The sequence below is a fragment of the Aphanothece sacrum FPU1 genome, from assembly GCF_003864295.1.
Taxonomy (GTDB): Bacteria; Cyanobacteriota; Cyanobacteriia; order Cyanobacteriales; family Microcystaceae; genus Aphanothece_B; species Aphanothece_B sacrum.
In genome coordinates this window covers 229,853-253,563 of sequence record NZ_BDQK01000016.1, presented here as the reverse complement: position 1 = coordinate 253,563, position 23,711 = coordinate 229,853, and the positions used below count along the sequence as shown (strand labels likewise).

Annotated in this window: 25 protein-coding genes; 12 read left to right on the top strand and 13 right to left on the bottom strand. The window is 37.2% G+C overall.

Going from position 1 to position 23,711, the window contains the following annotated elements; genetic code table 11:
* The first annotated feature begins 127 nt into the window (after positions 1 to 127).
* The 4 genes from AsFPU1_RS19265 to AsFPU1_RS19250 all read left to right on the top strand — a co-directional run bounded on the left by AsFPU1_RS19265 (position 128) and on the right by AsFPU1_RS19250 (position 2,878).
* Positions 128 to 913, top strand: a complete 786-nt coding sequence (locus AsFPU1_RS19265) for a PspA/IM30 family protein (RefSeq protein WP_124972848.1) — start codon at positions 128 to 130, stop codon at positions 911 to 913.
* Positions 914 to 973: 60 nt separating this feature from the next.
* Positions 974 to 1,306 (top strand): thioredoxin family protein, encoded by a 333-nt coding sequence (locus tag AsFPU1_RS19260; protein WP_124972846.1) that lies wholly within the window; start codon positions 974 to 976, stop codon positions 1,304 to 1,306.
* A 7-nt stretch (positions 1,307 to 1,313) separates the two neighbouring features.
* A complete protein-coding gene (locus tag AsFPU1_RS19255; protein ID WP_124972844.1) occupies positions 1,314 to 2,480 on the top strand; it encodes an LL-diaminopimelate aminotransferase in 1,167 nt (388 codons plus the stop codon).
* Positions 2,481 to 2,584: 104 nt separating this feature from the next.
* Positions 2,585 to 2,878 carry a hypothetical protein gene (locus AsFPU1_RS19250; RefSeq protein WP_124972842.1) on the top strand — a complete coding sequence of 98 codons (294 nt, stop codon included), beginning with the start codon at positions 2,585 to 2,587 and terminating at the stop codon, positions 2,876 to 2,878.
* Positions 2,879 to 3,121: 243 nt separating this feature from the next.
* On the opposite strand, the gene hrcA is transcribed toward AsFPU1_RS19250, so the two are convergent.
* Complete coding sequence (gene hrcA, locus AsFPU1_RS19245) at positions 3,122 to 4,204, bottom strand: heat-inducible transcriptional repressor HrcA (RefSeq protein ID WP_124972921.1); 1,083 nt, start codon at positions 4,202 to 4,204, stop codon at positions 3,122 to 3,124.
* A 155-nt stretch (positions 4,205 to 4,359) separates the two neighbouring features.
* Positions 4,360 to 4,710, bottom strand: a complete 351-nt coding sequence (locus tag AsFPU1_RS19240) for a rhodanese-like domain-containing protein (RefSeq protein ID WP_124972840.1) — start codon at positions 4,708 to 4,710, stop codon at positions 4,360 to 4,362.
* Between the two features lie 117 nt (positions 4,711 to 4,827).
* Here AsFPU1_RS19240 and AsFPU1_RS19235 point away from each other — a divergent pair, with 117 nt between their 5' ends.
* The gene (locus AsFPU1_RS19235) at positions 4,828 to 6,510 is read left to right on the top strand and encodes a DUF3352 domain-containing protein (RefSeq protein WP_124972919.1); all 1,683 of its coding nucleotides are present in this window, start codon (positions 4,828 to 4,830) and stop codon (positions 6,508 to 6,510) included.
* A 154-nt stretch (positions 6,511 to 6,664) separates the two neighbouring features.
* Here the strand turns inward: AsFPU1_RS19235 and AsFPU1_RS19230 are convergent, their stop codons facing one another.
* On the bottom strand, positions 6,665 to 6,931 hold the full coding sequence (locus AsFPU1_RS19230; protein WP_227873422.1) for a hypothetical protein: 267 nt from the start codon (positions 6,929 to 6,931) through the stop codon (positions 6,665 to 6,667).
* Positions 6,932 to 7,044: 113 nt separating this feature from the next.
* Here AsFPU1_RS19230 and AsFPU1_RS19225 point away from each other — a divergent pair, with 113 nt between their 5' ends.
* The 6 genes from AsFPU1_RS19225 (at position 7,045) to AsFPU1_RS19195 (ending at position 11,294) form a co-directional block, all read left to right on the top strand.
* Entirely contained in the window at positions 7,045 to 7,227 is a 183-nt protein-coding gene (locus AsFPU1_RS19225; protein ID WP_124972838.1) for a DUF6888 family protein, read from the top strand.
* Entirely contained in the window at positions 7,224 to 7,424 is a 201-nt protein-coding gene (locus tag AsFPU1_RS19220; RefSeq protein ID WP_124972836.1) for a DUF6887 family protein, read from the top strand. Before AsFPU1_RS19225 ends, AsFPU1_RS19220 begins: the two co-directional genes overlap by 4 nt.
* A gap of 67 nt (positions 7,425 to 7,491) precedes the next feature.
* Positions 7,492 to 7,698, top strand: coding sequence for a BrnA antitoxin family protein (locus AsFPU1_RS19215; RefSeq protein WP_124972917.1), 207 nt, complete (start codon positions 7,492 to 7,494; stop codon positions 7,696 to 7,698).
* Positions 7,698 to 8,018, top strand: coding sequence for a helix-turn-helix domain-containing protein (locus tag AsFPU1_RS19210; protein ID WP_124972834.1), 321 nt, complete (start codon positions 7,698 to 7,700; stop codon positions 8,016 to 8,018). The genes AsFPU1_RS19215 and AsFPU1_RS19210 overlap by 1 nt, the downstream gene beginning before the upstream one ends.
* Positions 8,019 to 8,151: 133 nt before the next feature.
* Entirely contained in the window at positions 8,152 to 8,364 is a 213-nt protein-coding gene (locus AsFPU1_RS19200; RefSeq protein WP_124972832.1) for a type II toxin-antitoxin system HicB family antitoxin, read from the top strand.
* Between the two features lie 404 nt (positions 8,365 to 8,768).
* Positions 8,769 to 11,294 carry a glycogen/starch/alpha-glucan phosphorylase gene (locus tag AsFPU1_RS19195; protein WP_124972830.1) on the top strand — a complete coding sequence of 842 codons (2,526 nt, stop codon included), beginning with the start codon at positions 8,769 to 8,771 and terminating at the stop codon, positions 11,292 to 11,294.
* 63 nt (positions 11,295 to 11,357) lie between these two features.
* Here AsFPU1_RS19195 and AsFPU1_RS19190 read toward each other — a convergent pair whose 3' ends face one another.
* From AsFPU1_RS19190 to AsFPU1_RS19180, 3 genes are all read right to left on the bottom strand, one after another.
* Positions 11,358 to 12,608, bottom strand: a complete 1,251-nt coding sequence (locus AsFPU1_RS19190; protein WP_124972828.1) for an MFS transporter — start codon at positions 12,606 to 12,608, stop codon at positions 11,358 to 11,360.
* A gap of 129 nt (positions 12,609 to 12,737) precedes the next feature.
* The gene (locus AsFPU1_RS19185) at positions 12,738 to 13,406 is read right to left on the bottom strand and encodes a PspA/IM30 family protein (RefSeq protein WP_124972826.1); all 669 of its coding nucleotides are present in this window, start codon (positions 13,404 to 13,406) and stop codon (positions 12,738 to 12,740) included.
* Positions 13,407 to 13,563: 157 nt separating this feature from the next.
* A complete protein-coding gene (locus AsFPU1_RS19180; protein WP_124972824.1) occupies positions 13,564 to 14,493 on the bottom strand; it encodes a hypothetical protein in 930 nt (309 codons plus the stop codon).
* A gap of 158 nt (positions 14,494 to 14,651) precedes the next feature.
* On the opposite strand from AsFPU1_RS19180, the gene AsFPU1_RS19175 reads away from it, so the two are divergent.
* The gene (locus AsFPU1_RS19175; RefSeq protein ID WP_124972822.1) at positions 14,652 to 15,020 is read left to right on the top strand and encodes a cupin domain-containing protein; all 369 of its coding nucleotides are present in this window, start codon (positions 14,652 to 14,654) and stop codon (positions 15,018 to 15,020) included.
* Between the two features lie 66 nt (positions 15,021 to 15,086).
* Here the strand turns inward: AsFPU1_RS19175 and AsFPU1_RS19170 are convergent, their stop codons facing one another.
* The 7 genes from AsFPU1_RS19170 to AsFPU1_RS19140 form a co-directional block, all read right to left on the bottom strand.
* On the bottom strand, positions 15,087 to 15,782 hold the full coding sequence (locus AsFPU1_RS19170; RefSeq protein ID WP_124972820.1) for a J domain-containing protein: 696 nt from the start codon (positions 15,780 to 15,782) through the stop codon (positions 15,087 to 15,089).
* Between the two features lie 169 nt (positions 15,783 to 15,951).
* Complete coding sequence (cysK, locus tag AsFPU1_RS19165) at positions 15,952 to 16,914, bottom strand: cysteine synthase A (protein WP_124972818.1); 963 nt, start codon at positions 16,912 to 16,914, stop codon at positions 15,952 to 15,954.
* A gap of 298 nt (positions 16,915 to 17,212) precedes the next feature.
* Positions 17,213 to 17,929: a DevA family ABC transporter ATP-binding protein gene (locus tag AsFPU1_RS19160; protein WP_124972816.1), complete on the bottom strand. Its 717-nt coding sequence runs from the start codon at positions 17,927 to 17,929 to the stop codon at positions 17,213 to 17,215.
* A 20-nt stretch (positions 17,930 to 17,949) separates the two neighbouring features.
* Positions 17,950 to 19,113 carry an ABC transporter permease DevC gene (gene devC, locus AsFPU1_RS19155; RefSeq protein WP_124972814.1) on the bottom strand — a complete coding sequence of 388 codons (1,164 nt, stop codon included), beginning with the start codon at positions 19,111 to 19,113 and terminating at the stop codon, positions 17,950 to 17,952.
* A 45-nt stretch (positions 19,114 to 19,158) separates the two neighbouring features.
* On the bottom strand, positions 19,159 to 21,660 hold the full coding sequence (locus AsFPU1_RS23655; protein WP_124972812.1) for an MFS transporter: 2,502 nt from the start codon (positions 21,658 to 21,660) through the stop codon (positions 19,159 to 19,161).
* Between the two features lie 3 nt (positions 21,661 to 21,663).
* Positions 21,664 to 22,338: a TMEM175 family protein gene (locus tag AsFPU1_RS19145; protein ID WP_124972810.1), complete on the bottom strand. Its 675-nt coding sequence runs from the start codon at positions 22,336 to 22,338 to the stop codon at positions 21,664 to 21,666.
* Between the two features lie 204 nt (positions 22,339 to 22,542).
* Positions 22,543 to 23,676, bottom strand: coding sequence for a fatty acid desaturase family protein (locus AsFPU1_RS19140; protein WP_124972808.1), 1,134 nt, complete (start codon positions 23,674 to 23,676; stop codon positions 22,543 to 22,545).
* Positions 23,677 to 23,711 lie beyond the last annotated feature (35 nt).

The window sequence follows — 23,711 nt, the reverse complement described above, 5'->3', positions numbered from 1 at the left end:
CAACCCAACCTACGAAACTACCCTAACTACAGCAATTCTTGACCTGTGATATGCCAAACTAGAAAAAGCAATCAATATTTTAAACTTTGACTCCACCCTGTAAACCCTGAGAGGATAATATAGAATCATGGGATTATTTGATCGCCTAAGCCGAGTTGTCCGCGCTAACCTTAATGATCTGGTTAGTAAAGCCGAAGACCCTGAAAAAGTTTTAGAACAAACGATCATTGACATGAATGAGGACTTGATTCAATTGAAACAAGCTGTCGCTCGTTCTATGGCTGATCGTAACCGCACTGAACAACAATATAAACAAAATCTCTCTGAATCCAATAAATGGGAACAACGGGCTAAACTAGCTCTTTCTAAAGGAGAGGAGTCTTTGGCCAGAGAGGCCTTAGTCCGTAAAAAAACCTTTACGGAAACAGCCACTACCATGAAAGGACAACTCGATATGCAAAATAGTCAAGTTGATACCCTACGCCGTAATTTAGTGGCTTTAGAGAGCAAAATTTCTGAAGCTAAAACTAAGAAAAATATGCTCATCGCTAGAGCAAAAGCAGCTAAAGCAACCGAAGAAGTCAACAAAACTTTGGGCAACATGGATGTGGGCAGTTCTATGGCCGCTTTTGAACGCATGGAAAACAAGGTCTTAGACATGGAAGCTCGTTCTCAAGCTATGGGAGAATTGGCCGGAACTGGGGTGGAAAATCAATGGGCTGCTTTAGAATCAGGAAGTGATGTAGAAGACGAATTAGCTATGCTCAAAGCTCAGTTTTCGGGTTCTGGGACTGGTCAACAAATCTCAGGTTCTTCTATGGATCAAAAGTCTTTACCCCCACAAGGGACTTCTAAAGATTCAGTGGTTGATGATGAATTAGAACAGTTACGCAAACAACTCGATAATCTCTAATATTCATCAACGTTCAAAAATCGACAATAGATAATTACCTCGAATTTATCAATTATCAAAATGAGTAGTGTTCTCGAAATTACTGATCCTAACTTTGAAACAGAAGTCTTTAACTCCGATGTCCCTGTATTAGTGTATTTTTGGGCAGACTGGTGTGGCCCCTGTCGTCTGGTTTCTCCTTCCGTCAAGGCCCTTGCGGAAATGTATGGCGATCGCCTCAAGGTGGTGAAATTAGCGGTTGATCCTAACCCTAATGCTCGTTCAAAATGCCAAGTAGAAGGGGTTCCCGCTATTAGACTCTTTAAGGGACAAGAACTTTTAGTTTCTTATGAAGGGGCGATCGGTAAACAACAACTTCAATCAATGCTTGATCCTCATCTGACCCACGATTAAATGAACTATGCGTTTTGCCAACCGCCTACAAGCCCTGCAAACTAATGTTTTTGCCGATATGGATCGGTCTAAGTCTCAAGCGATCGCCTCTGGGAAAACTATCCTAGATTTATCCTTGGGATCGTCCGATCTTCAGGCCTCGGCGGTGGCGATCGCTACTATTGAGCAGTCGTTACATGACCCAACGACTCACGGTTATTTACTCTATCATGGGACTCATGATTTCCGGGAAGCGGTGGCTCATTGGTATACTCAACGTTTCGGTATTCCGGTTAATCCTCAGACGGAGGTGTTACCGTTGATCGGTTCTCAAGAAGGGACGGCTCATTTGCCCCTAGCGTTCCTTAATCCGGGAGATTATGCTTTATTACTCGATCCGGGTTATCCTTCTCATGCGGGGGGTGTCTATTTAGCCGGGGGACAAATTTATCCTATGCCCTTACGGTCCGAGAATCAATTTTTGCCTATTTTCCCTGATATTCCGTCTTCGGTATTGGCTAAAGCTCGTTTAATGCTCTTGAGTTATCCCCACAACCCAACAACCGCGATCGCCCCTTTATCTTTTTTTGAGGAAGCTGTTGTTTTTTGTGAGAAACATGGGTTAATTTTAGTCCATGATTTTCCTTATGCGGATATTGTTTTTGATGGTATTGCTTCACCTCCGTCTATTTTTCAAGCAGATCGAGATAAGTCTTTATCTATTGAATTATTTAGCTTCTCGAAATCTTATAATATGGGAGGGTTTCGTATTGGTTATGCTATCGGTAATGCTGAAATTATTAAGGCACTTAGACAAGTTAAAGCCGTCGTTGATTTTAATCAATATCGAGGCATTTTAAATGGGGCGATCGCTGCCTTGCAAGGTTCTCAAGAGACGGTTAAAGAGACTGTAGCAAGGTTTCAAAAGCGACGGGATACTTTTATTAAAGCGTTAAATAATAGGGGTTGGCCAGTTGATTATCCTCAAGCAACAATGTATGTTTGGGCTAAGTTACCTAAACCTTGGGAAAGACGATCTATTGAATTTTGTACTGAGTTAGTTGCTCAAACAGGAGTAGCTGTATCTCCTGGTGCGGGGTTTGGTCAACAGGGTGAGGGTTATGTTAGATTTGCTTTAGTTCATGAGCCACCAATTTTAGAATTAGCAGTAGAAAAAATTGCTCAATTTTTATAAAAATTATCCTATATATTGACTTATTATTCATTTTTAACAATATTTCTATGGTTTTATTTTTTGTGATTTAATAGAAAAAGAAAAAGATATAGTTATTATAAGTTATGAGAGCTTATTTAAAAGATGAAATTTTGGTAATTGACAAAGAAGATTTACCCCCTTATAAAAAAGGTGGATCTATTGTTCGCAATGGTTATTTTTGGGCATTGAAATCTATTGCCTGTTATACTAGAAAAGAATGTAATTGGGAATTTGATCAACCTGTTTGGGTTGCTTTATCTCGAATGCTTCTCTCCTTTTCTGAGTCGGGTTATTTAGGCTATTCAGAAACAATTTTAGAATTCCCTCTAGATACTCCTATTCCTGATACTTTACGCTCAGTTTCCACCTGGTTATAACCTTTAAATAAATTATAAATTATAAATTAGAATTTTATTGACTTTTTTTAATCGGTTCATTTTTCGTTTTAATACCTAGATAAAGTTTAACAGAGACAACGGTAGGGGCAGGTTTATTTATTTGGTGAGAATCATTGATTTATGTAAAAAACCCGCCCCTACTACAAATTTTGGGTAATTAATCTTGTGTACTTACTTAATTCATAATTCATAATTCATAATTCATAATTCATAATTCATAATTTAACGTAACGTTTCTGATAAATAATCGGCAGTGGATTCAACTAAGGAGATAGTATTCTCATATAACATTCGTGTTGGCCCAATAATTCCTACACTTCCTACGGGAATATCACCCTGTCGATAAATAGCCGAAATTAAAGTGCAGGGACGCATAGATTCTAAAGGATTTTCTGAGCCTATTTTAATACTAACCCGTCTATTTAATGGTTGATGTTCAAATGTTTCAAAAATTAACGGTAATAATTGATCTTGTTCTTCTTCTAATAAATGTAACAACATTTGCACCTGTTGTAATTGAGAAAATTCTGGTTGTCTGAGGACTTCTGACACACCATGAACCATTATCGGAGTAGAAATTGATGATTTTAAAGAGTAATGTAATTGTTGTAATAATTGTTTTAAAAAATCTCTATAACAAGCAAAATTTTGATCAATTTCTCGCCAATTTAAAGTAGCAAAATCTGATATACATTTGCCTTTTAGTTGAGCATTTAAAAAATTAGATAAAATATGTAATTCTTCCGTTAAATTATCTTCATTGTTTGACTCATTTTGACAATTAGAAGCAGGAAGATCAATTAAAATTGACTGAGTTTGATAATTTTCAGTCACAATAACTAACATAACTTGTGTTGAAGAAACTTCAACTAATTGCAGATGACGTAATTGATTAGTAGAAGTTTGAGGCAGAGTAATTAGGGCAATATAACCACTTAAATTAGCTAAAATTTGAGTGGCCCTCTGTAACAAACTCTCAAAACTATAGGTTTCTCGTCTTAATTCCTTAGTTAAACGTTGTTCTATCTTTTGACCAATTTTATTATCTGGTGTCATCAAACTATCAACATAAATTCGATAACCACAGTCAGAAGGAATTCTTCCCGCAGAGGTATGAGGTTGATATAATAACCCATCTTTTTCTAATTTTCCTAATGCTTGACGAATAGTCGCTGAACTAACACTAAAATTATATTCTTCTACCAAGGTTCTTGACCCAACAGGTTCGGCCGTGGCAATATAATGTTGAATAGTTGCTCGTAAAATATTTTGATACCGTTTAGTTAAAGAGGTTGCAACAGTCATCATTAGATAAATTGGCTAATTGTATTAAAAAAACAAAATCTTAAGTCAATTTTTCCTGACAGTATAACGCCTCTTGGGAGAAAATAGACAGGTTGAACCAAGATTCTTAAAAAATACAGCAGAAGATTTGAGTTCTTGCCCTCAGTTGCCGATAATTAGTATTGAGGGATACTCGGATCAACTTTCAGGGAATAAGCATCAATACCACCCAAGACATTTTTAACATTAGTGAAGCCCTTATTCAGTAACCAATAACACATCTGGGCCGATCGCATTCCATGATGACAGATTACTAAAGTTTCTATCTCAGGGTTAAAGCGAGTGTTAATCTCCTCAGACCATTGGGTTGCTTGACTTAGGGGAAGTATTTCAAACCCTTGGATATAGGCTATCTCTACTTCATGAAATTCTCGCACATCTATCAATTGTAACTCATGATCTCTTTGTGTTAATTTTTTAGCTAATTCTTCAACTGTAATCTGAGAAAGGGGTGGATATGGAGACATAATGGTAAAAAAAAGAATATTGTTATCTAACTTAACAGCTTAAACGATTAATACGGTTTTAATTATCAAAGCAGATTACAATCAATAATGGTAGTCGATCACCCCAGAAAAATTACTGTGAAGTTTCGTCCTTTCTTGATCACCCTCGCTATAACTGCTGTCCTTTTCCTATCCCTCGCTGGTGGTAGTCTCTATTCGATCTTAGCCCAAAGTCCCCTCAATTTGTTAGAGGGTGGGGTAACAAAAAATCCTGTGGCAGCAGTTTTTGTTCCTAAACAAGCCCCAGTTATGGTATCATTACTAACCAATCCTGATCGCTTAGAAAGCTTTGCTCGTTTGATCGCCTTGCCTCAAAATAGACGGCGATCGCGTCGAGAAATTCGTCAGATAGAAGAAACTTTACTCGCTAAAACAGGTTTAGACTATTCCACTCAAATTCAACCTTGGTTAGGAGAAGAAATTACTCTAGCTGTTACTTCTCTTGATTTTGATCATAATCGAGATAATGGTATTAATGCTGGTTATTTATTAGCAGTTTCCACAAAAGATCAACAGTTAGCTAAAGAATTTCTCCAAACTTCCTATTCTAAAGACGCGATCGCGGGAACTTCTGATTTGGTTTTTGAAGCTTACAAAGGCATTAATTTAATTTATCAACGTTCTCGTGAAATTAATTCTAAAACTCCTCTGTCAGCGAGTGCATTTGTTAATAACATGGTGTTATTTGCTAACGATCCAATTGTGTTAAAAGAAGCGATCAATAATGTACAAGTTCCTGACTTAAATTTAAAAAATTCAACCGCTTATCAACAAGCTTTAGATACCATTATAGACCCTAGAATTGGCATTGTTTATACTAATTTTCCGGCCTTATCTGCTTGGTTAAGCAATTTATCCATTCCTGAATTACCCGAAATTACCCAAACCTTAACAGTGGCATTTTCCCTTAAATCTGAGGGTTTAGTCGCACAAACCGCCTTAATTGGCGTATCCGGTGCAAATGATCGTCCTGCTGCCTTATCTAACCCTGTAGGTGCATTAGCTTATATTCCTGCTAGTAGCGTCTTAACGGCCGCAGGAACAGATTTAAATCAATTATGGCAGCAAATTGAGACAGGATTAGAAAAAGATAGCCCCTTACAACAATTCTTAAATCGTTCTATAACCTATCTACAAGAACCTTTAGGTCTAAATTTGTCTAAAGAGGTGTTTCCTTGGGTTCAAGGGGAATTTAGTTTAGGTTTAGTGCCTCATCCTGATGGGGGTGAACCCGATTGGATTTTTGTGGCGCAAAAAATTCCTGGAGTTAATATTAATGAAGTGCTAGAAAAGTTTGATGAATTAGCACAAGACCAGGGTTATAGTGTAGGGAATTTATCCTTATTAGATACCGATGTTACTGCTTGGACAAAGTTAAGTACAGCTATTAACAAAGGTAAGACTAATTTAGCCCGTTTAGAAGCGCAAGTAAGCGGAGTACATGGAGAAATTGACAACTATGTCATTTTTTCGAGTTCTGTAGAAGGAATTTCTCAAGCTATTTCAAATACCACACCTAAGTTATTAGAAACGGAAGAATTTCAGCACGTTATTGAGGGATTATCTCCTGAAAATGATGGTTATTTTTATGTCAATTGGACAGAAACTCAACCTATTTTAACTCAAAAATTACCCATTGCGCGGGTGGTTGAATTTGGGGTTAAACCATTGTTAAAAAACTTGCATTCTTTGACTTTAAGTAGTCAAGGAAGTGAAAAAGGGATTCGTCGTGCAACTATTTTCTTTAATGTAGGAGTTTAAAAAAGTTAGAACTTGTAGGGGCGGGTTTTTGACAAAAGCCTATGATTGTGACCAATATGTTAAATAAACCCGCCCATCATCCAAATCGATCAAGCTTAATATTATTAAGACCCTACGGATAAATTTACAACGGAAAGGGGAATCGTCATCAAGGTCAGGATGGGGAAGAATTAAGAATTGTTAACTGAACACCATTATCCCTTTCATAAACGATCGCCACGGGAATAGTTAACTTGGGATTGTTTTCCGGGAGGGCAGGGAAGATATAGGAATAACCGTCTCTTTTGAGCAGGAGTCGCCAAATTCTGGGTTTATCGGGGTTGCTTAGGTCGTTGATTTCTTGACCGAGGAAGCGATCGTAAAGTTTGCGATCGCCAATAATGCGAAACTCAGCAGGATTTTCCAGGGGGTAGAATATCATATCGGAGGGCAAATGCCATTTGCCCCTACAAGGATAATAAGCTAGAATGAGAAAATAGATGTTTAAACTCTTACAAGATAGAATAGAAATTAATACAAGGAGTTAATAATTCATTGCCTACCGATCAACAGAAAGATACCGCAATCTTTATTTGTCAACTACTCTCAAATCTTTATCAACCCATCAACCTATTCCGTTATGACCAAAGACTAAAAACAATCTACCTCTTAGCAGGAATTAATAATGGACTAGAAATTACAATCAATCAAGCAGGAATTTGGGACTTTGAATTATGAAAAAACAACTCTCTGACATGAATAACACTGAACTTCGTCAATATTTATCTGAACATCGCCACGATGAAGAAGCTTTTAGTCAAGCCTTAGAAATCTTACTAGATCGTAAAAAAAACCTCTTTAAATATCCCCCCCCTTCCCAAATGAACTATCAAGAAATCGAGAATATTTTTAAGGCAGGGTTAAATAAAGAATAAGTGGAATAATATGAAGAATAAACTATGAAATAGTAATACGATTTTATTACCACAAAAATAATGTGCAATTGATCCTATTCCTCAAGGAAAAACTCAGATTACACTATGCCTTGATGATGATATTATTGACTGGTTTCGTGAAGTTGTAAATGCCAAAAATGGAGGCAACTATCAAAAATTAATTAACGAAGTTTTACGGGAACATATACAGTATAAAGATGAATCATTAGAAGCTTTACCGCGTCGTGTTTTACGGGAAGAATTAGTCCGATAATGAGCGATTTTGAAAAAAGTAATGGTAATATTTTCGATGATTTAGGTGATCCAGAAGCAAAACAAACTTTAGTCCGCGCTCAGATTCTATCTCGTATTATTGATATTGTCAATGAAAGGAACTTCACGGAAACTGAAACGGCAGAAACTTTAGGCATATCAAAATTAGAAGCATCTCAATTAATCAAGGGAAAACTTAGTCAATTTTTTCTTGAAGATTTGTTTTCTATCCTCAATGCTCTTGATAAAGATATTGAAATTATTCTTAAGCCGAAAGTTGATACACAAGCAGCTAAAATCAGGGTATTAATAGAACTATAAATATTAATATATGGGGTTAAACTCTTGTTAAAAAACTTGCATTCTTTGACATTAAGTAGTCAAGGAAAAGCAAAAACTTATCAAGTCAAACAAATTCGTAATCTAATTTTAAAATATAAATTAGGAGGGAAAGATGAAAATTCGCTATGAATTAATTATCTATTGGAGTGAAGAAGATCAAGCTTTTATTGCTGAAGTTCCAGAATTAGCAGGATGTATGGCAGATGGAGAAACCTATCAAGAAGCTGTACAAAATGCTGAAATTGTTATTCAAGAATGGATTGAAACGGCAAAAGAATTAGGACGAACCATTCCTGAACCAAAAGGACGGCTATTATTTGTATAGTTATTAAGGATAAAACTCAGATTACACTATATCTTGATGATGATATTATTTACTGGTTTCGTGAATCTGTAAATGCCCCAAATGGCGGCGACTATTAAACATTAATTAATATTTCATCAGAACCATTAAATAAACATAAAGAGAGAAGTTTAATTGTCCCCTTATCCGTTAAGATAAAACCCAAAATTAGCTATATCTAAACTGTTACCAACATTGAATCAAGACCGTATCTTAAACTTAACAATGTTTTAACGAGATAAGCTTATATAATATTGATAAAAATCACTTTGTCAATAAAGCGTAACCAATAAAAGCGAAGACCCCCACATGATCGTATATGCTAACGATTAATTGCTAATCTAGATCATCTCAATAATTTTGGTTAACCCATTCACGACTAATTTATGGATAGTACCTTGACCCATCAAACAGAAAACCCTAACATTAAGACTGAAGATGATCGCACCGGAATGAGTGTAGAAACCCTCAAACGGGCGTTTCTAGACAACCTCTTTTATCTACAAGGAATCGATCGTTCTCAAGCCTCCTTACACGATTATTACCTAGCTTTATCTTATACAGTCCGCGATCGCTTGTTGCATCGTTTCTTAAAGACAGTAGAAACCTACAAAAAAGAACAGGTTAAAATTGTCTCCTACTTCTCCGCAGAATTCCTGATGGGCCGTCACTTAGGCAATAACTTGCTAAACCTGGGACTTTATGATAAAATGCGTCAGGTTGTGGAAGACTTAGGACTAGATTTTGATGAAATCATCGAACAAGAACCAGATCCAGGCCTGGGTAATGGAGGTTTAGGACGGTTAGCCGCTTGTTTTTTGGATTCTCTAGCCTCTTTAGCCATGCCAGCTATTGGTTATGGCATTCGTTACGAATTTGGCATCTTCCATCAAATGATTCAAGATGGTTGGCAGGTAGAAATTCCCGACAACTGGTTACGGTTTGATAACCCTTGGGAATTACCCCGTCCCGACGAGGCCGTCACGGTAAAATTAGGGGGACACACAGAAATGAGTCATGATGAATATGGCCGACCCAAAACTGTGTGGATTCCTGCTCGTACCATTTTAGCTGTTCCCTATGATACCCCCGTTCCTGGTTATCAAACCAATACAGTTAATCCTCTACGACTGTGGAAAGCAGAAGCCAGTGAAGCCTTTAATTTTGAAGCCTTCAACGCTGGACATTACGATCGTGCAGTTGAGGAGAAAATGGATGCAGAAACCATCTCCAAAGTTTTATATCCCAATGATAACACCCCGGCCGGACGACAATTACGCCTAGCACAACAATACTTTTTTGTCGCGGCTTCTTTACAAGATTTAATCCGTATTCATTTACGAAATCATGCCAATTTAGATCAGTTCCACGAAAAAGTTGCCATTCAACTCAATGATACTCATCCGGCCATTGCCGTAGCTGAGTTAATGCGTTTATTAGTAGACAACTATCACTATAATTGGGACAAAGCCTGGGATATCACCCAAAAAACCCTGGCTTATACCAACCATACTCTAATGCCAGAAGCCTTAGAAAGATGGGCTGTAAGTCTATTTAGTAGTTTACTGCCCCGACATCTAGAAATCATCTATGAGATCAACTACCGTTTCTTACAAGATGTTAAGACTTGGTTCCCACAAGATGATCAATTAATCTCTAATCTCTCATTAATTGAGGAAAGAGAAGAAAAACTGATTCGTATGGCTAATTTAGCCTGTGTGGGTTCTCATGCTATTAATGGAGTGGCTGCCTTACATAGCGAACTCCTGAAAAAAGACACCCTCAAAGAGTTTGCTAAACTCTGGCCCGAGAAGTTTTATAATAAGACCAATGGGGTTACACCGCGTCGTTGGATTTTACTAAGTAATCGGGAATTAGCGTCCTTAATTACGGAAAAAATCGGTGATAGTTGGCTAAAAAACCTGGATGAAATGCGTAAGATAGAAGCATTCATTGAAGACGGGGATTTTCGCGATCGCTGGCGAGAAATTAAACAGCAAAATAAGAGCAATTTAGCGGCTTATATTCTCAAAAACTGTAACATCCAAGTTGATCCTAATTCCTTGTTTGATGTACAAGTTAAACGTATTCACGAATACAAACGGCAACATTTAGCGGTTTTACACATTATCGCCCTTTATAACCGTATTAAGAAAGACCCTAACATTGATATTTTGCCTCGTACCTTTATTTTTGGTGGTAAAGCGGCACCTGGTTATTTTATTGCCAAATTGATCATTAAATTGATCAATGCGGTCGGTGAAGTGGTCAATAAAGATCCTGATGTCAGAGGTCGTCTCAAAGTCGTTTTCTTGCCTAATTTTAACGTCTCCTTGGGTCAACGTATTTACCCGGCCGCTGATTTGTCTGAACAAATTTCTACGGCTGGAAAAGAAGCTTCTGGAACAGGTAATATGAAATTTGCCATGAATGGGGCCATGACTATTGGTACTTTAGACGGGGCTAATATTGAAATACGCGAAGAAGCTGGCCCAGAGAATTTCTTCTTATTTGGTTTAACGGCCGAAGAAGTATACACCATGAAAGCCAAAGGATATTATCCCAAGGAGTATTACGACCGTAATGAAGAACTGCGGGGAGTCATTGATCGTATTTCTTCGGGTTACTTCAGTTATGGTAATCAAGATCTCTTTAAACCCATTATCGATCCCTTATTATCCCATGATCCCTATATGTTGTTAGTGGACTATCAAGCTTATGTTAACTCTCAAGATGAAGTCAGTCAAGCTTACCGCGACCAAGATAAATGGACAAGGATGTCAATTCTTAACGCAGCGAGGATGGGTAAATTTTCCTCAGATCGTACCATTCGGGAATATTGTCAAGAAATTTGGCAAGTTAACCCCGTTACCATCGACATAAAAGATTACAACCCTGCTAATCTTGAGTAAACTTTAGGGGTCAACGGCCGTTGACCCCTACCTTTCTAATGAGAACTTGTTTAATTTCTCTGGTTAATTATCAATTGTTAAAGCATCTTTTTCTGGTCGAATTGCTAACAATACCACACCAGCGATCGTCAATCCCAAAGCAGAAAATTGAAACACTTGTCCTAAATTAACTCCTTGATCCCGCAGTAGTCCTCCGACATAAATCATCACACCACCCACGAAACTACTGCAACCATTGAGAATACCGAAACCCGTCGCCCTATATTTCGGGTTAACAATCTGACAAAGAATGGGCATGGTGCTAGTATCAGAGAAACCTCGACCAATACCATAGGCAATCATCCCTGCGATCGCCCAAAAAGTAGAGAAAGTTGTAGCCACTAGAAACAAAAATGGCCCCGCCAGACAAAAGCCCAGAAAAGGCACGTAAAGCCGTCCACGAGGATTTCTGCGCCGCCAACTATCTGACCAAGGGCCGCCACCTAGTACCCCAACAAAAGAAGCCGCTTGAATGTACAGGGTTGCCATTAGTCCCGACTCACCTTGACTTAAACGAAAGCGTTCTAAAAGAAATGTCGGCATCCAGCCGTTAATTCCCCAATTAGCCAGAGAAAATAAGCAAAAATACAGTAGCAAAAATAGAAAAGACCGATTAGTCAAAAGAGTCTTGAGTCCCTGTCTTAAGCTAACCCTTTCAACCTGATTTTTAACCGGATCAACACTTATGGTTTTGGGTGCTTCTTTAAGAGTAAATAGCAATAACAAAGCATAAGCTACTCCAATCGCTCCAAAAACGATAAAAGCCTGCCGCCAGCCCCACAAATCAGCCATATAGCCTCCGATTCCTCCTAAAGCTGCCCCTGTATAAAGTCCTCCCATGTGCCAACCAATCGCTTGCGATCGCGTCTGACCGAGATGATAGTCAGCAATCATGGCTAGTCCGGCCGGCATATAAAAAGACTGACTAACTCCCATCAATCCCCGCATCACCAGGATTTCACCGAGAGAATGAACATATCCTATACACCAAGTTAGAATTGACCAGGCTAATAGACTGAGAATAATCACCCAACGACGGCTGAAACGATCTGCCAAATATCCCCCAAAAGGACTGACCAGACAAAAAGACCACAAAAATACTGATGTCAATAGCCCAAAATTAGCATCGTTCATTTGAATGTCACTAACGACTGATTGTCGCATGGAAGTGATCATTAAGCGATCAACGTAATTGAGTAGTACGACAAAAAATAATAAAGCAACGACTGCCCAAGCATAATGACGAGGATTAAGTATTTTATCCAAACTTTTCATATTAATTGCGATTTAAATTAGCCATTGATTACAGTTCATCTTACAGCATTTTTGCCGCCCATCTTAGTACTTTTTTGCTAAAATATACTGACATCCTATTCATAATTCATAATTCATAATTTATAGTAATTATTGCTTTGGTTTAAGCTTTTTGGCTTTGAGATTAGCTAATTCATTATCAACTGTGTGATTACCTTCTAAAGCGGTAAATTGCTTTTCTAAAGGATCGCTGCTCATACCATTCATTAATTCTGAGTGAGCTTCAAGTTCTAAAATTCGGGCTTCTATTTGCTCAAAAATATTATTAGATCCTGTTGTATTGAGATTAGACATCACTTCTTGCATTTTTTGGGAGGCAGTAGCAGATCGCAGTCTGGCTAAATAAATATTTTTTTTTGTTTTCGTTTGGTTATATTTGCGTTCAAGTTCATATAAATCTTGTTTAACTTTGTCGATAATTTGCCGTTGTTGTTCGAGTTGGGTTGTGATTTCGTGAGCTTGGATCTGATAAGATTGACGATTAACGAGAGCTTCTCTAGCTAAAGGTTCATTACCCTTATCTAAGGCTAACTGGGCCCGTTCATACCATTTTTGACCCGCTCTTTCATTGAGGCTGACTTGTCGTTGCCCTTGTTTATAAGTAGCGATCGCTTCAGCTAAAGCTCGTCGCATAGTAATCAATTCCTGTTCCATTAGAGAGATCGCGTCTTCAAGAATCTTTTCAGGATCTTGATTTTCCTGAACTAAATAATTAATTTGAGCGCGGACAACCCTACTAATTCGTTCTAACCATTCCATTATCATCCCCCTTAATAAATAACCTATTCCTACTTTACCGGAAATTTGGGTTTGAGGTTGCCCGTCCTACAAGGACAGCTTTTTATGGGATGGTTGTCAATAACAATTGTTAATTGTTCAACGTTTAATATATGGCAAGGTATGACTAGCTTTTTTTTTAATTATTACTACGTCCATTGTTGACGGAATCTAGGACTTCTCGTTCTTGGAGTTTTTCGAGACGATTAATTTGTCGAGGTAGCAAAGCAGGAGTCACTTTATTTTGCTGATTTTGCATTTCTAAGCGAGTTTTCTGATTAAACCCCAAAGGAATTGTTGAACCATTGGCTTCTTCCTGTCTAAGTTGTTGTTGTATAGATTGACGTACTTTATCATCGGGGGAGATATTAGACACACTTGGGGGAGGAGGCGGCGGTTCTATCCCTATGGGTTTAACAGAGGGAATAGGAACCGTTGGCGGCGCAATGGGCATTGCTATTTTACTAGGGGTTTGTACTTTGGGAGGTATTGGTATCGAGATTGGTACTTCTGACATAGAATAAGACGGAATTAATTGAGGTTGTAAGGAAGGGGGTAATAAAGCTTGACTGAGACTCAATGGGGTTTGAGTCCGATAGACCGTATTGGGGACATTCACCCCAACCGATGAATTAGCAACTTTCGTCGATGAGTATTGAGGGGTTAAGATACTTAAGGAATCTAAGAAAAATGTCTGAGAATGGCTTCTCGCTAGGTTAAGACTGGAAGTAATAGTAGGTTTTTGGGGCGAAACAACGGAAGTATTTATCTGTGAGGATTTTTGAGCAATATTTAACTGTTTAGCTTGCCAGAGTTGCCCCCCCACAATCATCAGATTAGTCAATAATAATAAAGCAAAACTTCCTATTCCCCAGGGTGTAATTAAAGGATTAAGCCAATTTTTAACCCAAACAGGAATAATATTATCGGGTTCCTCTTGTATATTAAGGGTTTCATCCTCTATCATTGGTTTGCTGACTTCAAGGATATCTATTAGGGGTTGATCATCATTGATAGGTAAATGATCGGTTGTTAGTTCAGATAAGTTAGAAATATTAATGGGATTCATAGATATTTTTAAAAGGAATTTTAAGGGAATGTTCCCCACTAACGACCATATCACTGTTTAAGCTTAGAAGGGAACATACCTCTAGTTTTAAACCGTCGTTAGGGACAAAAACAGTTTAACAAGTATTTATCATAAAAATCAGATCAAGGTTAAGATTAATGAAATCATTCGCAACATATTGGAATCCATTAGATTCAGCCAATAGTCACAAATGGGAAGAAGTTGAAGGGTCTAATGGCCAGTTGTGGCAGTTAACCCTATCCATTGATGCAAAAAATGGTGATTATACAAGACTGACCAAGTTTATTGATGGTGCCAATACTTCAGAATTTGGGTCAAAAAGTCATACTTATCCCGAAGAAATTCTGATTCTATCCGGTCGTCTCTTTGACTCAGCCTTTAATCAGTGGCTTTCGACGGGCTACTATGCCAGTCGTCCCCCTGGTGAAGTACATGGACCATTTATGGCTGATGGGGAATGTCTTGTGCTTGAGATATCTTATCCTAGTCAATCTGTAGATTATTAAAACTATTTTTGTTATTTCTTGTGATAATTGAGCCACAAAAGTTATAATCCTCGTCAAAAATAAAATTTAGATGTGCGTCAATTCTATGAATTCTTGTGCTTCCTGAAACCATCCTTGAGCAATGCGGAATAATTCCTGACCCGTATGTAAATGATGATCATCATAATTAAGAGAAAACCACTCTAATTCATCAATTCCATCCCCCACTTGATTGAGACAATAATAAAGAGAAGCTGCTACCTTAGCCATAGGTGCAGGATTGGGTTGTGAAGCAAAAATTTGTTTAGCCTGTTGTAATAAAGTGCGACAATCACCCAAATAATCCTGAAAGACTGCCATTAACTCATCATCAAAGGGATCAGCCGCTAACTCATCTATTTGTTCTTCCAAGGAGTTAAGAATAGAAGCAATTAAGGGATTGATCGGCTTATAAATGTCTTTAATCCAATCACTAACCCAGATTTCTATGTTTTTTTCCACTTGACGACGACGTTGATAATGAGACTGAGCCTCAGATGTTCGTTGTTGTCGTCGGGCTGATGGATAATTAGGGATACACTGTCGATCATAAGTTTGCCGTCGTTGAGGGTCGCTTAATACCTCATAAGCAGCATTAAGGCGGATCATTGTTTCGTGGTTCGCGGTTTCTCTTTGAGTATCAGGATGAAACTGCTTAACTAACCTTCGATAGGCCTGTTTAATTTCGACTTGAGTAGCATTTTGGCTAACTTCGAGGATTTGGTAATGGTTGGCATCTGTCATGGTATTTTGTGATTACATCGGGGACATCAGCCACCTGAGTTAGACATAAGGATTTTGGTGGACAACTTGTCAAAATCAGTAGTCTGGCAACCTCTATTCTATCGTTGAAAAGATCAGAACTCCGACCTGGCGAACTCCTAACACCTAACTCAGGTCAGCCAACCTTTCCTTAAGTTAGTGCGGCCAATAAAGGGGGATCTAAGTCTTGGAATAGGGGCGTACTTAAGTAGCGTTCGCCAAAACTTGGCTGAATCATCACAATTAGTTTACCGAGATTTTCCTGCCGTTGAGCAACTTTAATAGCTGCATATAGGGCCGCACCACTAGAAATACCTGATAATATAGCTTCTTCACGAGCTAACCGTCGCCCATAATTGATGGCTTCTTCATCGGTAACGGTAATAACTTCATCAATTAATTCTACCTTCAAGACTTCGGGAATAAAACCTGCCCCAAGACCCTGTATTTTATGAGGACCTGGCCTTCCTCCCGATAAAACCGGACTAGTAGCAGGTTCAACAGCGATCGCTTTAAAGGTGGGTTTGCGTTGCTTAATTACTTCAGCTATCCCCGTAATAGTTCCTCCGGTTCCGACTCCAGCAATCACAAAATCAACTCGTCCGTCCGTATCTTCCCAAATTTCTTCAGCCGTGGTTAAACGGTGTATTTCTGAGTTAGCAGGATTATTAAATTGTTGCAGCATATAAGCATTGGGTAGGGTGTCTACTAAAGCTTGGGCCCGTCGAATACACCCACTCATCCCTTCATTGCCAGGGGTTAATTCTAATTGCGCTCCATAAGCGCGTAACATGGCCCGTCGCTCTTGACTCATGGTTTCAGGCATGGTTAAAATCAATTTGTAGCCTTTAGCTGCTGCAACCATAGCTAAAGCAATTCCCGTATTCCCTGATGTCGGTTCTACTAAAAGAGTTTTACCCGGAATAATTAATCCCTCTCGTTCGGCGGCATTAATCATATTTACCCCGATACGGTCTTTAACGGAAGCCGCAGGGTTCATTCCTTCTAATTTCACCACAATCTGAGCTAAACAGCCTTCTGACTGAGGAATACGGTTTAATTGAACTAAGGGAGTCCGACCGATCAGTTCTGTAATATTGTGGGCGATCTTCATTATTCTTACCCTTAATTGATCTTTGATTCTTTGGTTTTAGTCTGTTATTGTCAAATTGTCTCTATTTTTTAGGCTTTCTTTAGAGTCAAAGTATACCAACACATTTAGTCTAAACTACAGAGTTTAGCGATCGCTAAAAAATAAAAAATAAAAAATTATACTCAAAATTAGGCGTTGCATCACTGCGGGATGATTTGACTTTTTCCTAATTTTTAAAGTTTCTAATTTTAGCGGCGATCGCTGCCATAAAATTTTTCCCTTTATTATAAATCATCCCGCAGTGATGCAACGCCATTAACTAAACCGGATTAGGGATTAAGCGGCCATCCTCCATATAAATAATGCGATGTGCGATGTCAAGAATCCGATTATCATGAGTAACAAGAAGAATAGTACATCCTTGTTCTTTGGCCAAATTCTGCATCAATTCTACTACATCTCGCCCCGATTTTTTATCAAGTGCGGCAGTGGGTTCATCTGCTAAAATAATTTTAGGGTTACTTGCTAAAGCACGAGCGATCGCTACTCTTTGTTTTTGTCCACCGGATAAATTTTCTGGATAATAATCGACTCTATTACCTAAACCAACTGCTTCTAATATAGATTGTGCTTTACCATCAAGATTTTGCTCTAGGAAATGATCATGAAGTTCTAAAGATAGACGAACATTCTGTTTAGCTGTTAAAAACATCATTAAGTTATGTGCTTGAAAAATATAGCCAAGTTGCTTACGAAGTTTAGTTAATTGTTTTTTATTTGCTCCACGTATTTGCTGTCCCAAAATTTTTAGACTTCCTTCTTGAGCAGAACGTAACCCACCCATTAAAGTTAGTAGAGTCGTTTTGCCAGAACCAGAAGGACCTGTAAGAATGACAATTTCTCCTAGATTAATATTAAGATTAATATCAAATAAGATTTGTTTACGGAGTTTTCCTTCACCAAAATAGTGATTAAGAGAACCAATAGAGATAACAGGTTCTATTGAATTTGTTGGGTTAAATGAAAGACTTTGCATAGATTAAACTATCCTTAAAACTAAAAAATATCAGCCGGATCAGCTAAGCGAAGTTTATTCATAGCGATCACCCCTGAAATAGCACACATAATAATTGTTAAAATTAGCACGATAAGAGCGCGACTAACTTTCATCATAATCGGTAATTGAGTAGCAACAGAACCAACTTGATAAAGACCTAAAGATAATACAAAACCAGGAATATAACCCAAAATTGCTAATAATAATGCAGACTGCATTAAGACACCTAATAAGTAACCATCACTGTATCCCATTGCTTTGAGAGTAGCGTATTCTGGTAAGTGATCTGATACATCCGAATAAAGAATTTGATAAACAATTACAACACCCACAATAAAACCTACCATTACCCCTAACTCAAAGATAAAACCAATACCTTGAGTTGTCCAATAATCAATTTCATTTTGAGCTAACTCAGAGGGAGTAACGACTTTGATATCTTTAGGTAAATTAGCAATCATTTGTGCTTGAAGTGCTTTAATATCTGTCCCAACTTTAACTTTAATTAATCCCAAAGAAATATCGTTAGGTTGCTGATTAGGAAAGAGGCTTAAAAAAGTAGAATCACTCATAATTACGTTACCATCAGTAACAAAAGAAGCTCCTAGATTAAATAAAGCAATCACATTTACAGTTTTCTCATTAATCTGAATTTCTACTTTTTCTTGCTCTTTTAATAAGTCGGGTATTGTTCCATATTCAGGTCGAGATCCTTGGTCAAATAACACATTACCTAATAATTGTAATTGTGATTGATTATCCTTAATTTCTGGGAAAGAAAAAGGTGAATTAATTGGATCAATTCCCCAGACTAAAATACTACGGCTAAGCTGAGTTTGAGGATTACGCCACTGAGCAAACTTTATATAGACGGGTGATACTGATTCTACTCCATCATAAGCGAGAGTTTGCTGTAGTCTTTCTCTGGGAAAATCTTTGACTAAGAATAATGTTTGAAATTGAGAGTTAACTAATACCAGATCTCCTTGTAAAATCTGATGAGATTTGGCAGATCCATCAAGAAGAGAGTCTAAAATTCCTAATTGAAAAAAAATCAGAATATCAGCAAAAGCAATCCCGGCAATGGCAACACTTAGACGTATTTTTTCTTTGATTAATTGATGCCATGCTAAAGGAGTTTTCCGAAAAAATTTAGTGAACATAAATAATTAGTTGATTTTTATATAAGTCTGAATATTTTAGATACTTTATTCTTTAATATCAAGCTTAATTTGGACTTGTAAATTAGTTAAACCAGCTACTTTTTTAGCATCTTGAGGATTAAGACGTATTTTCACTTCTACCACCCGGCGATCAAGATTTTCTCCAGGTTGAGTGCTAAAAATATTTTGCTTACTCACCTGTAAACCAATTTGAGAGACAGTCCCTTTTAATTGACCCGAAAAAGCTTGGCTAGTAATAACAGCTTTTTGTCCTAATTTTACCTTCTCAATATCAGTTTGATAGATTTCTGCAACAACAATCATATCATTGGTTTGTGCCAATTCTACTAAACCAGCATCACCAATTTTTTCCCCAACTCTTGTATGAATTTTAATAATTTGTCCATTAATAGGGCTTTTTATATAGACTTGATTTAAGTTAGTTTTTGCTTGTTGTAAATTAGCAAAAGCATTATCAACTTCAGCTTGAGCTATTTGTATATCAACTGGACGAACTTCAGAAACTTGGTTAAGTGTAGCCTTTTCTTGTTGAATTTGTTGGCTTCCTGTTGCTAAAGTACGAGTTAAATTAGCCTGAGCTTCTTGTATTTGTTCTTGATAAGTAGTGATGATACGGTTAAGATTAGCTTGAGATTCTTTGACACTTTCTTGAAGAGTTGTTTGTCTGAGACATTTACTATCATAATCAGAAACAGAAACAACTCCATCTTGATATAAAATCTGATAACGCTGACACTCAGTTTTAGCATTTTCTAATTCTGCTTGTAAACGAGAAATTGTTGCTTTTTGTGTTGCGGTTTCTCCCCATAACTGAGCTTCTAATTTAGCAATAGTTGCCTTTTGTTCCTTCATTTGCCCATCTAAATCAGCTTTAACTTTTTCAACTGTTGATTTTTGGGCATTAATCTCTCCAATTTTAGCACCAGCTTGAACTTGAGACAGACGCGCTTGAGCTATTTTTAACTGTTCTTGAGCTTGTGTTACCAAGGATTGTAAGCGACTACGAGAATCTAAAATAGCTATTACTTGATTAGCTGATACTTTTGACCCTTCTTTAACTAATAATTGTTCGACCAAATCTCCTTCTAATGGTAAAGGTACATCCAGACGAATGACCTCATTTTCCGGTTCTAAGCGTCCTAAAGCAGCAACTTTGGTGATAGGAGGAATTGTTGCTTTGGACTCTTTCAGGGGTGAACTACTCCCTTTCAGGGGCAGAAATTGAGAAACAACACCAACACTCAAGATACTTGTGGCCCCAACAGCAATCGCTAAAATCCATTGCCAAGAACGAAATTTTGGCAAAAAGGAAGGCGCAGACATATTTATTATCTCCTTATAGTTAGTCATCGATGAAATTAATCCTGTAAGTACCATTGTGACCCCTGCTACCACGAATAAACCTGTAAGACTTATCTCAAGTAAAATTCCAGAGATAGCTTGAGAAAAAGGGTCAAGAGCTACTGCTGCAAACATAGTTAGACCCATTATTCTTCCTTGCATTTGAACGGGTGTATTTTTTTGCAACCAAGTCATTCCTAATACACTGACCATACCGCATCCTATTCCCATCAAAGAAATTACCCCTGATACTACCCAAATATTATACAGAAATCCTAATGATATTAGTCCTATTCCTAGACCATAAGTAAGCAAGATTAAAGCAGTTTTAGGAGTCTTAATACTATTAAGTTGACCCGCAAAAAAGACACCGATTAATGCTCCTATACCGTAGGCTGACTGTAAATAGCCAAAAATTGTAGCATTACCGTTAAAACGTAAGTATACTAAATCGGCAACGCCAATAATTAAAGGGCCTAACATAGCCAAATTAATCATTGCTAATAGTAACAGACTGATGCGTATAGCAGGTTGTGTCCAAGCATAGCGTAAACCGACGATAATTTCATCTTTTAAAGAGTGTGTTTGTGACTCAGTAATAGCAAATTTACGGCGAGTCCGAACTAGATAAATAAATAGACTACCAAAAGCAAAGGTCAGAGTATTGATAGCAAAAGCAAAGGTTATGCCAAATGCACCAATAATAAAGCCCGCAGTAGCAGGGCCAATAATTTCGGAAAGTTCTTCACTACCTTGTATCCAGGCATTAGCTTGTGCTAATTTAGATTTCCTAATTAATTGAGGTAAAAGTGCCAGAATTGATGGATATAAAAGAGCTTCTGATAGTCCAAAAATAATAGCAATGACGATCAAATATTTAAGCCCAAAAGCATCAAAAAATAAGATAATAGTAACTAATCCTATGAGAATAGCATTAATTAAAGAGGAAATAGTAGTGACATTTTTGGGAGGTAGTCGATCACTAATACCTCCTCCTATTAACATGAATAAAGCTCGTGGGATAGCAGCCGACATTAAGACCAAACCAACAGCTAAACCTGAACCTGTTTTCTGGAGTACCAACCAAGCTAATGAGACAAACCAGAATTGAACTGCCGCAAAAATTAGAGTTTGTCCTAACCAAAGCCAACGAAAGTTAGGTAATTGTAAGGGAGAGGAAAACATAATTTACCTTTGTTCAGAATTTCCAAATATTTTGTCATTCAAAAAATAAGGAATGGGCAATAAAAACCAGACATATTCCCACCAAGATTGATCGATTAAAGCTACTCCAATAGTTAATAGAGAAAAAATCGGTTCTATTAGGATTCGCCAGCGTGTTGAAATGATAGTTTTATGATTTAGATCATAATCTACTAGCCGACGTTTATGAGTAGCATAAATCCAGTTCAAACATGAGAGCAACCCAATAAATGTAGTGTTGATGCTAAAGCAGATTTTGACAAGTGCATTGTCGGGAAAATAGATAACTAAAGTATCACAGTAAGGAATCAGAAACATTCCCATTAAATAGAGTAGATAGATAAAACTATGGACGGAATCTGTTTTCTTGTAATACTTAAATTGATTGAGATTATCAACCCAATAAAACCCCACAATAACAAAAGCAATTATATAACTAATTAGAGGTTTTATTTGCTCTAGTAAAAAAGTGATCGCTTGTGAATTAGTCGGATGATCAAATTTAACTGGAAAATCGACAGCAAAAAAGCATTGAGCCATTGCCAGCGCAAAAATAATGTCAGCTATTCTACTCAGACGAGCAATAGAATTTTGATTAGCTAACTTATTTTCTTGAGTTTCATTGAGTAGAGTATTTGTTGCTAATTTGATGGTAGTCATAACAATCAGAAATGATCAAAATAATGGTTTATTAGAGTTTTTGCGATAGCATTATGTTCCATTTTTCATGAAAATCAGATCTTCGCTTTTTGAGAAACTATAACATAATTTTAGAACAATCACTATGATTCTGTAAAGTTAGGAGAGTAATAAAAATAGGTTGGCTATTTACTTAATACAAGAAAGCCAACCTAGCCAAATAAATTAAAGAGTTGAACTTGATTTACCAAGACGACGCAGTAATCGAAAATGTGATGACAAAGAAGCAAAAAGTGACTTATTTGTTTGATATTTTACGCCAAATTCCTGACAAGTCTTTTCAACAATAGGGGCTATATAAGCATAATTTATATGACAAATATTTGGAAATAAATGATGCTCAATTTGAAAATTTAGTCCGCCGCAAAACCAATTTAAAAAAGGATTAAAGGAACAATTGACACTGGTTTCAATCTGATGAATTGCCCATTCATTTTCTACCATTCCCGTATCTTCTGACGGCATAGGAAATTTTGCTTCTTCAACTTCGTGGGCTAATAAAAAAATACAATTCATGAAGAAACCCATATTAAATATGGCAACTCCATAGCACAATAAAACATTCCAGACCGAATGAAATATTAAGGGAATACCGAAAGCAAAAGTCAAAAAGATTAACTTTCCTAGCCAAAAGATAACTAGATCCATTCCTTTTGGTCTAGGATAATCGAGATAGTCTATTTTATTGCTTAATAAATTATTAATATCGCGGATTAATGACCATTCGATAGCATACACCCCATAAAGTAACCAGATATAATAATGTTGCCAACGATGATGAGGAAGCCGCTTCTGAAAGGGTGTTTTTCTAGCAAAAATACCAAACTCAAAATCTTGGTCATACCCTGTTAAATTGACATATTTATGATGAAGTACAGTGTGTCCCATCTTCCAATAATAGGAACTTAAGCCAATTAAGTCCATCGACATGGCCATCAGCTTATTCACCCAAGAAAGGTTGGAATAGGCATTGTGGGAACCATCGTGTTGAAGGTTAAAACCAATGCCATCCATGAACAGTCCAAGTAAAATTGATAAACTTAGAGCTTGCCACCATTCTTGTACTAGAAAAACTAAAGATACATAAATAGCTATAAAACCGAGGACTAGAATAGCTGTCTTCAAATACATCTGGGGACAGTCTCGTTTTTGTCGTCCAGTGGTTTGAAAAAAATCATCAACTCGTCGGTTTAAAGTGGCTCGAAACTCTGTATTTTCAGCAAATTTTAGCTTTTTAATAGATTCAATATTTGATGGATAAGATGGATAAGATACTGTTTGTTTTACTGTTTGTGTCATGAGATTCAACTCCTTTTTATGATTTTTTCTGGTCA

Coding starts and splice junctions, on each gene's coding strand:
- AsFPU1_RS19170 (WP_124972820.1), bottom strand. CDS start 15,782: ATGACAGATGCCAACCATTACCAAATCCTCGAAGTTAGCCAAAATGCT.
- devC (WP_124972814.1), bottom strand. CDS start 19,113: ATGTTCACTAAATTTTTTCGGAAAACTCCTTTAGCATGGCATCAATTA.
- AsFPU1_RS23655 (WP_124972812.1), bottom strand. CDS start 21,660: ATGTTTTCCTCTCCCTTACAATTACCTAACTTTCGTTGGCTTTGGTTA.
- AsFPU1_RS19210 (WP_124972834.1), top strand. CDS start 7,698: ATGAGCGATTTTGAAAAAAGTAATGGTAATATTTTCGATGATTTAGGT.
- AsFPU1_RS19145 (WP_124972810.1), bottom strand. CDS start 22,338: ATGACTACCATCAAATTAGCAACAAATACTCTACTCAATGAAACTCAA.
- AsFPU1_RS19255 (WP_124972844.1), top strand. CDS start 1,314: ATGCGTTTTGCCAACCGCCTACAAGCCCTGCAAACTAATGTTTTTGCC.
- hrcA (WP_124972921.1), bottom strand. CDS start 4,204: ATGACTGTTGCAACCTCTTTAACTAAACGGTATCAAAATATTTTACGA.
- AsFPU1_RS19185 (WP_124972826.1), bottom strand. CDS start 13,406: ATGGAATGGTTAGAACGAATTAGTAGGGTTGTCCGCGCTCAAATTAAT.
- AsFPU1_RS19250 (WP_124972842.1), top strand. CDS start 2,585: ATGAGAGCTTATTTAAAAGATGAAATTTTGGTAATTGACAAAGAAGAT.
- AsFPU1_RS19140 (WP_124972808.1), bottom strand. CDS start 23,676: ATGACACAAACAGTAAAACAAACAGTATCTTATCCATCTTATCCATCA.
- AsFPU1_RS19230 (WP_227873422.1), bottom strand. CDS start 6,931: ATGATATTCTACCCCCTGGAAAATCCTGCTGAGTTTCGCATTATTGGC.
- AsFPU1_RS19200 (WP_124972832.1), top strand. CDS start 8,152: ATGAAAATTCGCTATGAATTAATTATCTATTGGAGTGAAGAAGATCAA.
- AsFPU1_RS19240 (WP_124972840.1), bottom strand. CDS start 4,710: ATGTCTCCATATCCACCCCTTTCTCAGATTACAGTTGAAGAATTAGCT.
- AsFPU1_RS19265 (WP_124972848.1), top strand. CDS start 128: ATGGGATTATTTGATCGCCTAAGCCGAGTTGTCCGCGCTAACCTTAAT.
- AsFPU1_RS19195 (WP_124972830.1), top strand. CDS start 8,769: ATGGATAGTACCTTGACCCATCAAACAGAAAACCCTAACATTAAGACT.
- AsFPU1_RS19190 (WP_124972828.1), bottom strand. CDS start 12,608: ATGAAAAGTTTGGATAAAATACTTAATCCTCGTCATTATGCTTGGGCA.
- cysK (WP_124972818.1), bottom strand. CDS start 16,914: ATGAAGATCGCCCACAATATTACAGAACTGATCGGTCGGACTCCCTTA.
- AsFPU1_RS19260 (WP_124972846.1), top strand. CDS start 974: ATGAGTAGTGTTCTCGAAATTACTGATCCTAACTTTGAAACAGAAGTC.
- AsFPU1_RS19160 (WP_124972816.1), bottom strand. CDS start 17,929: ATGCAAAGTCTTTCATTTAACCCAACAAATTCAATAGAACCTGTTATC.
- AsFPU1_RS19175 (WP_124972822.1), top strand. CDS start 14,652: ATGAAATCATTCGCAACATATTGGAATCCATTAGATTCAGCCAATAGT.
- AsFPU1_RS19180 (WP_124972824.1), bottom strand. CDS start 14,493: ATGAATCCCATTAATATTTCTAACTTATCTGAACTAACAACCGATCAT.
- AsFPU1_RS19220 (WP_124972836.1), top strand. CDS start 7,224: ATGAAAAAACAACTCTCTGACATGAATAACACTGAACTTCGTCAATAT.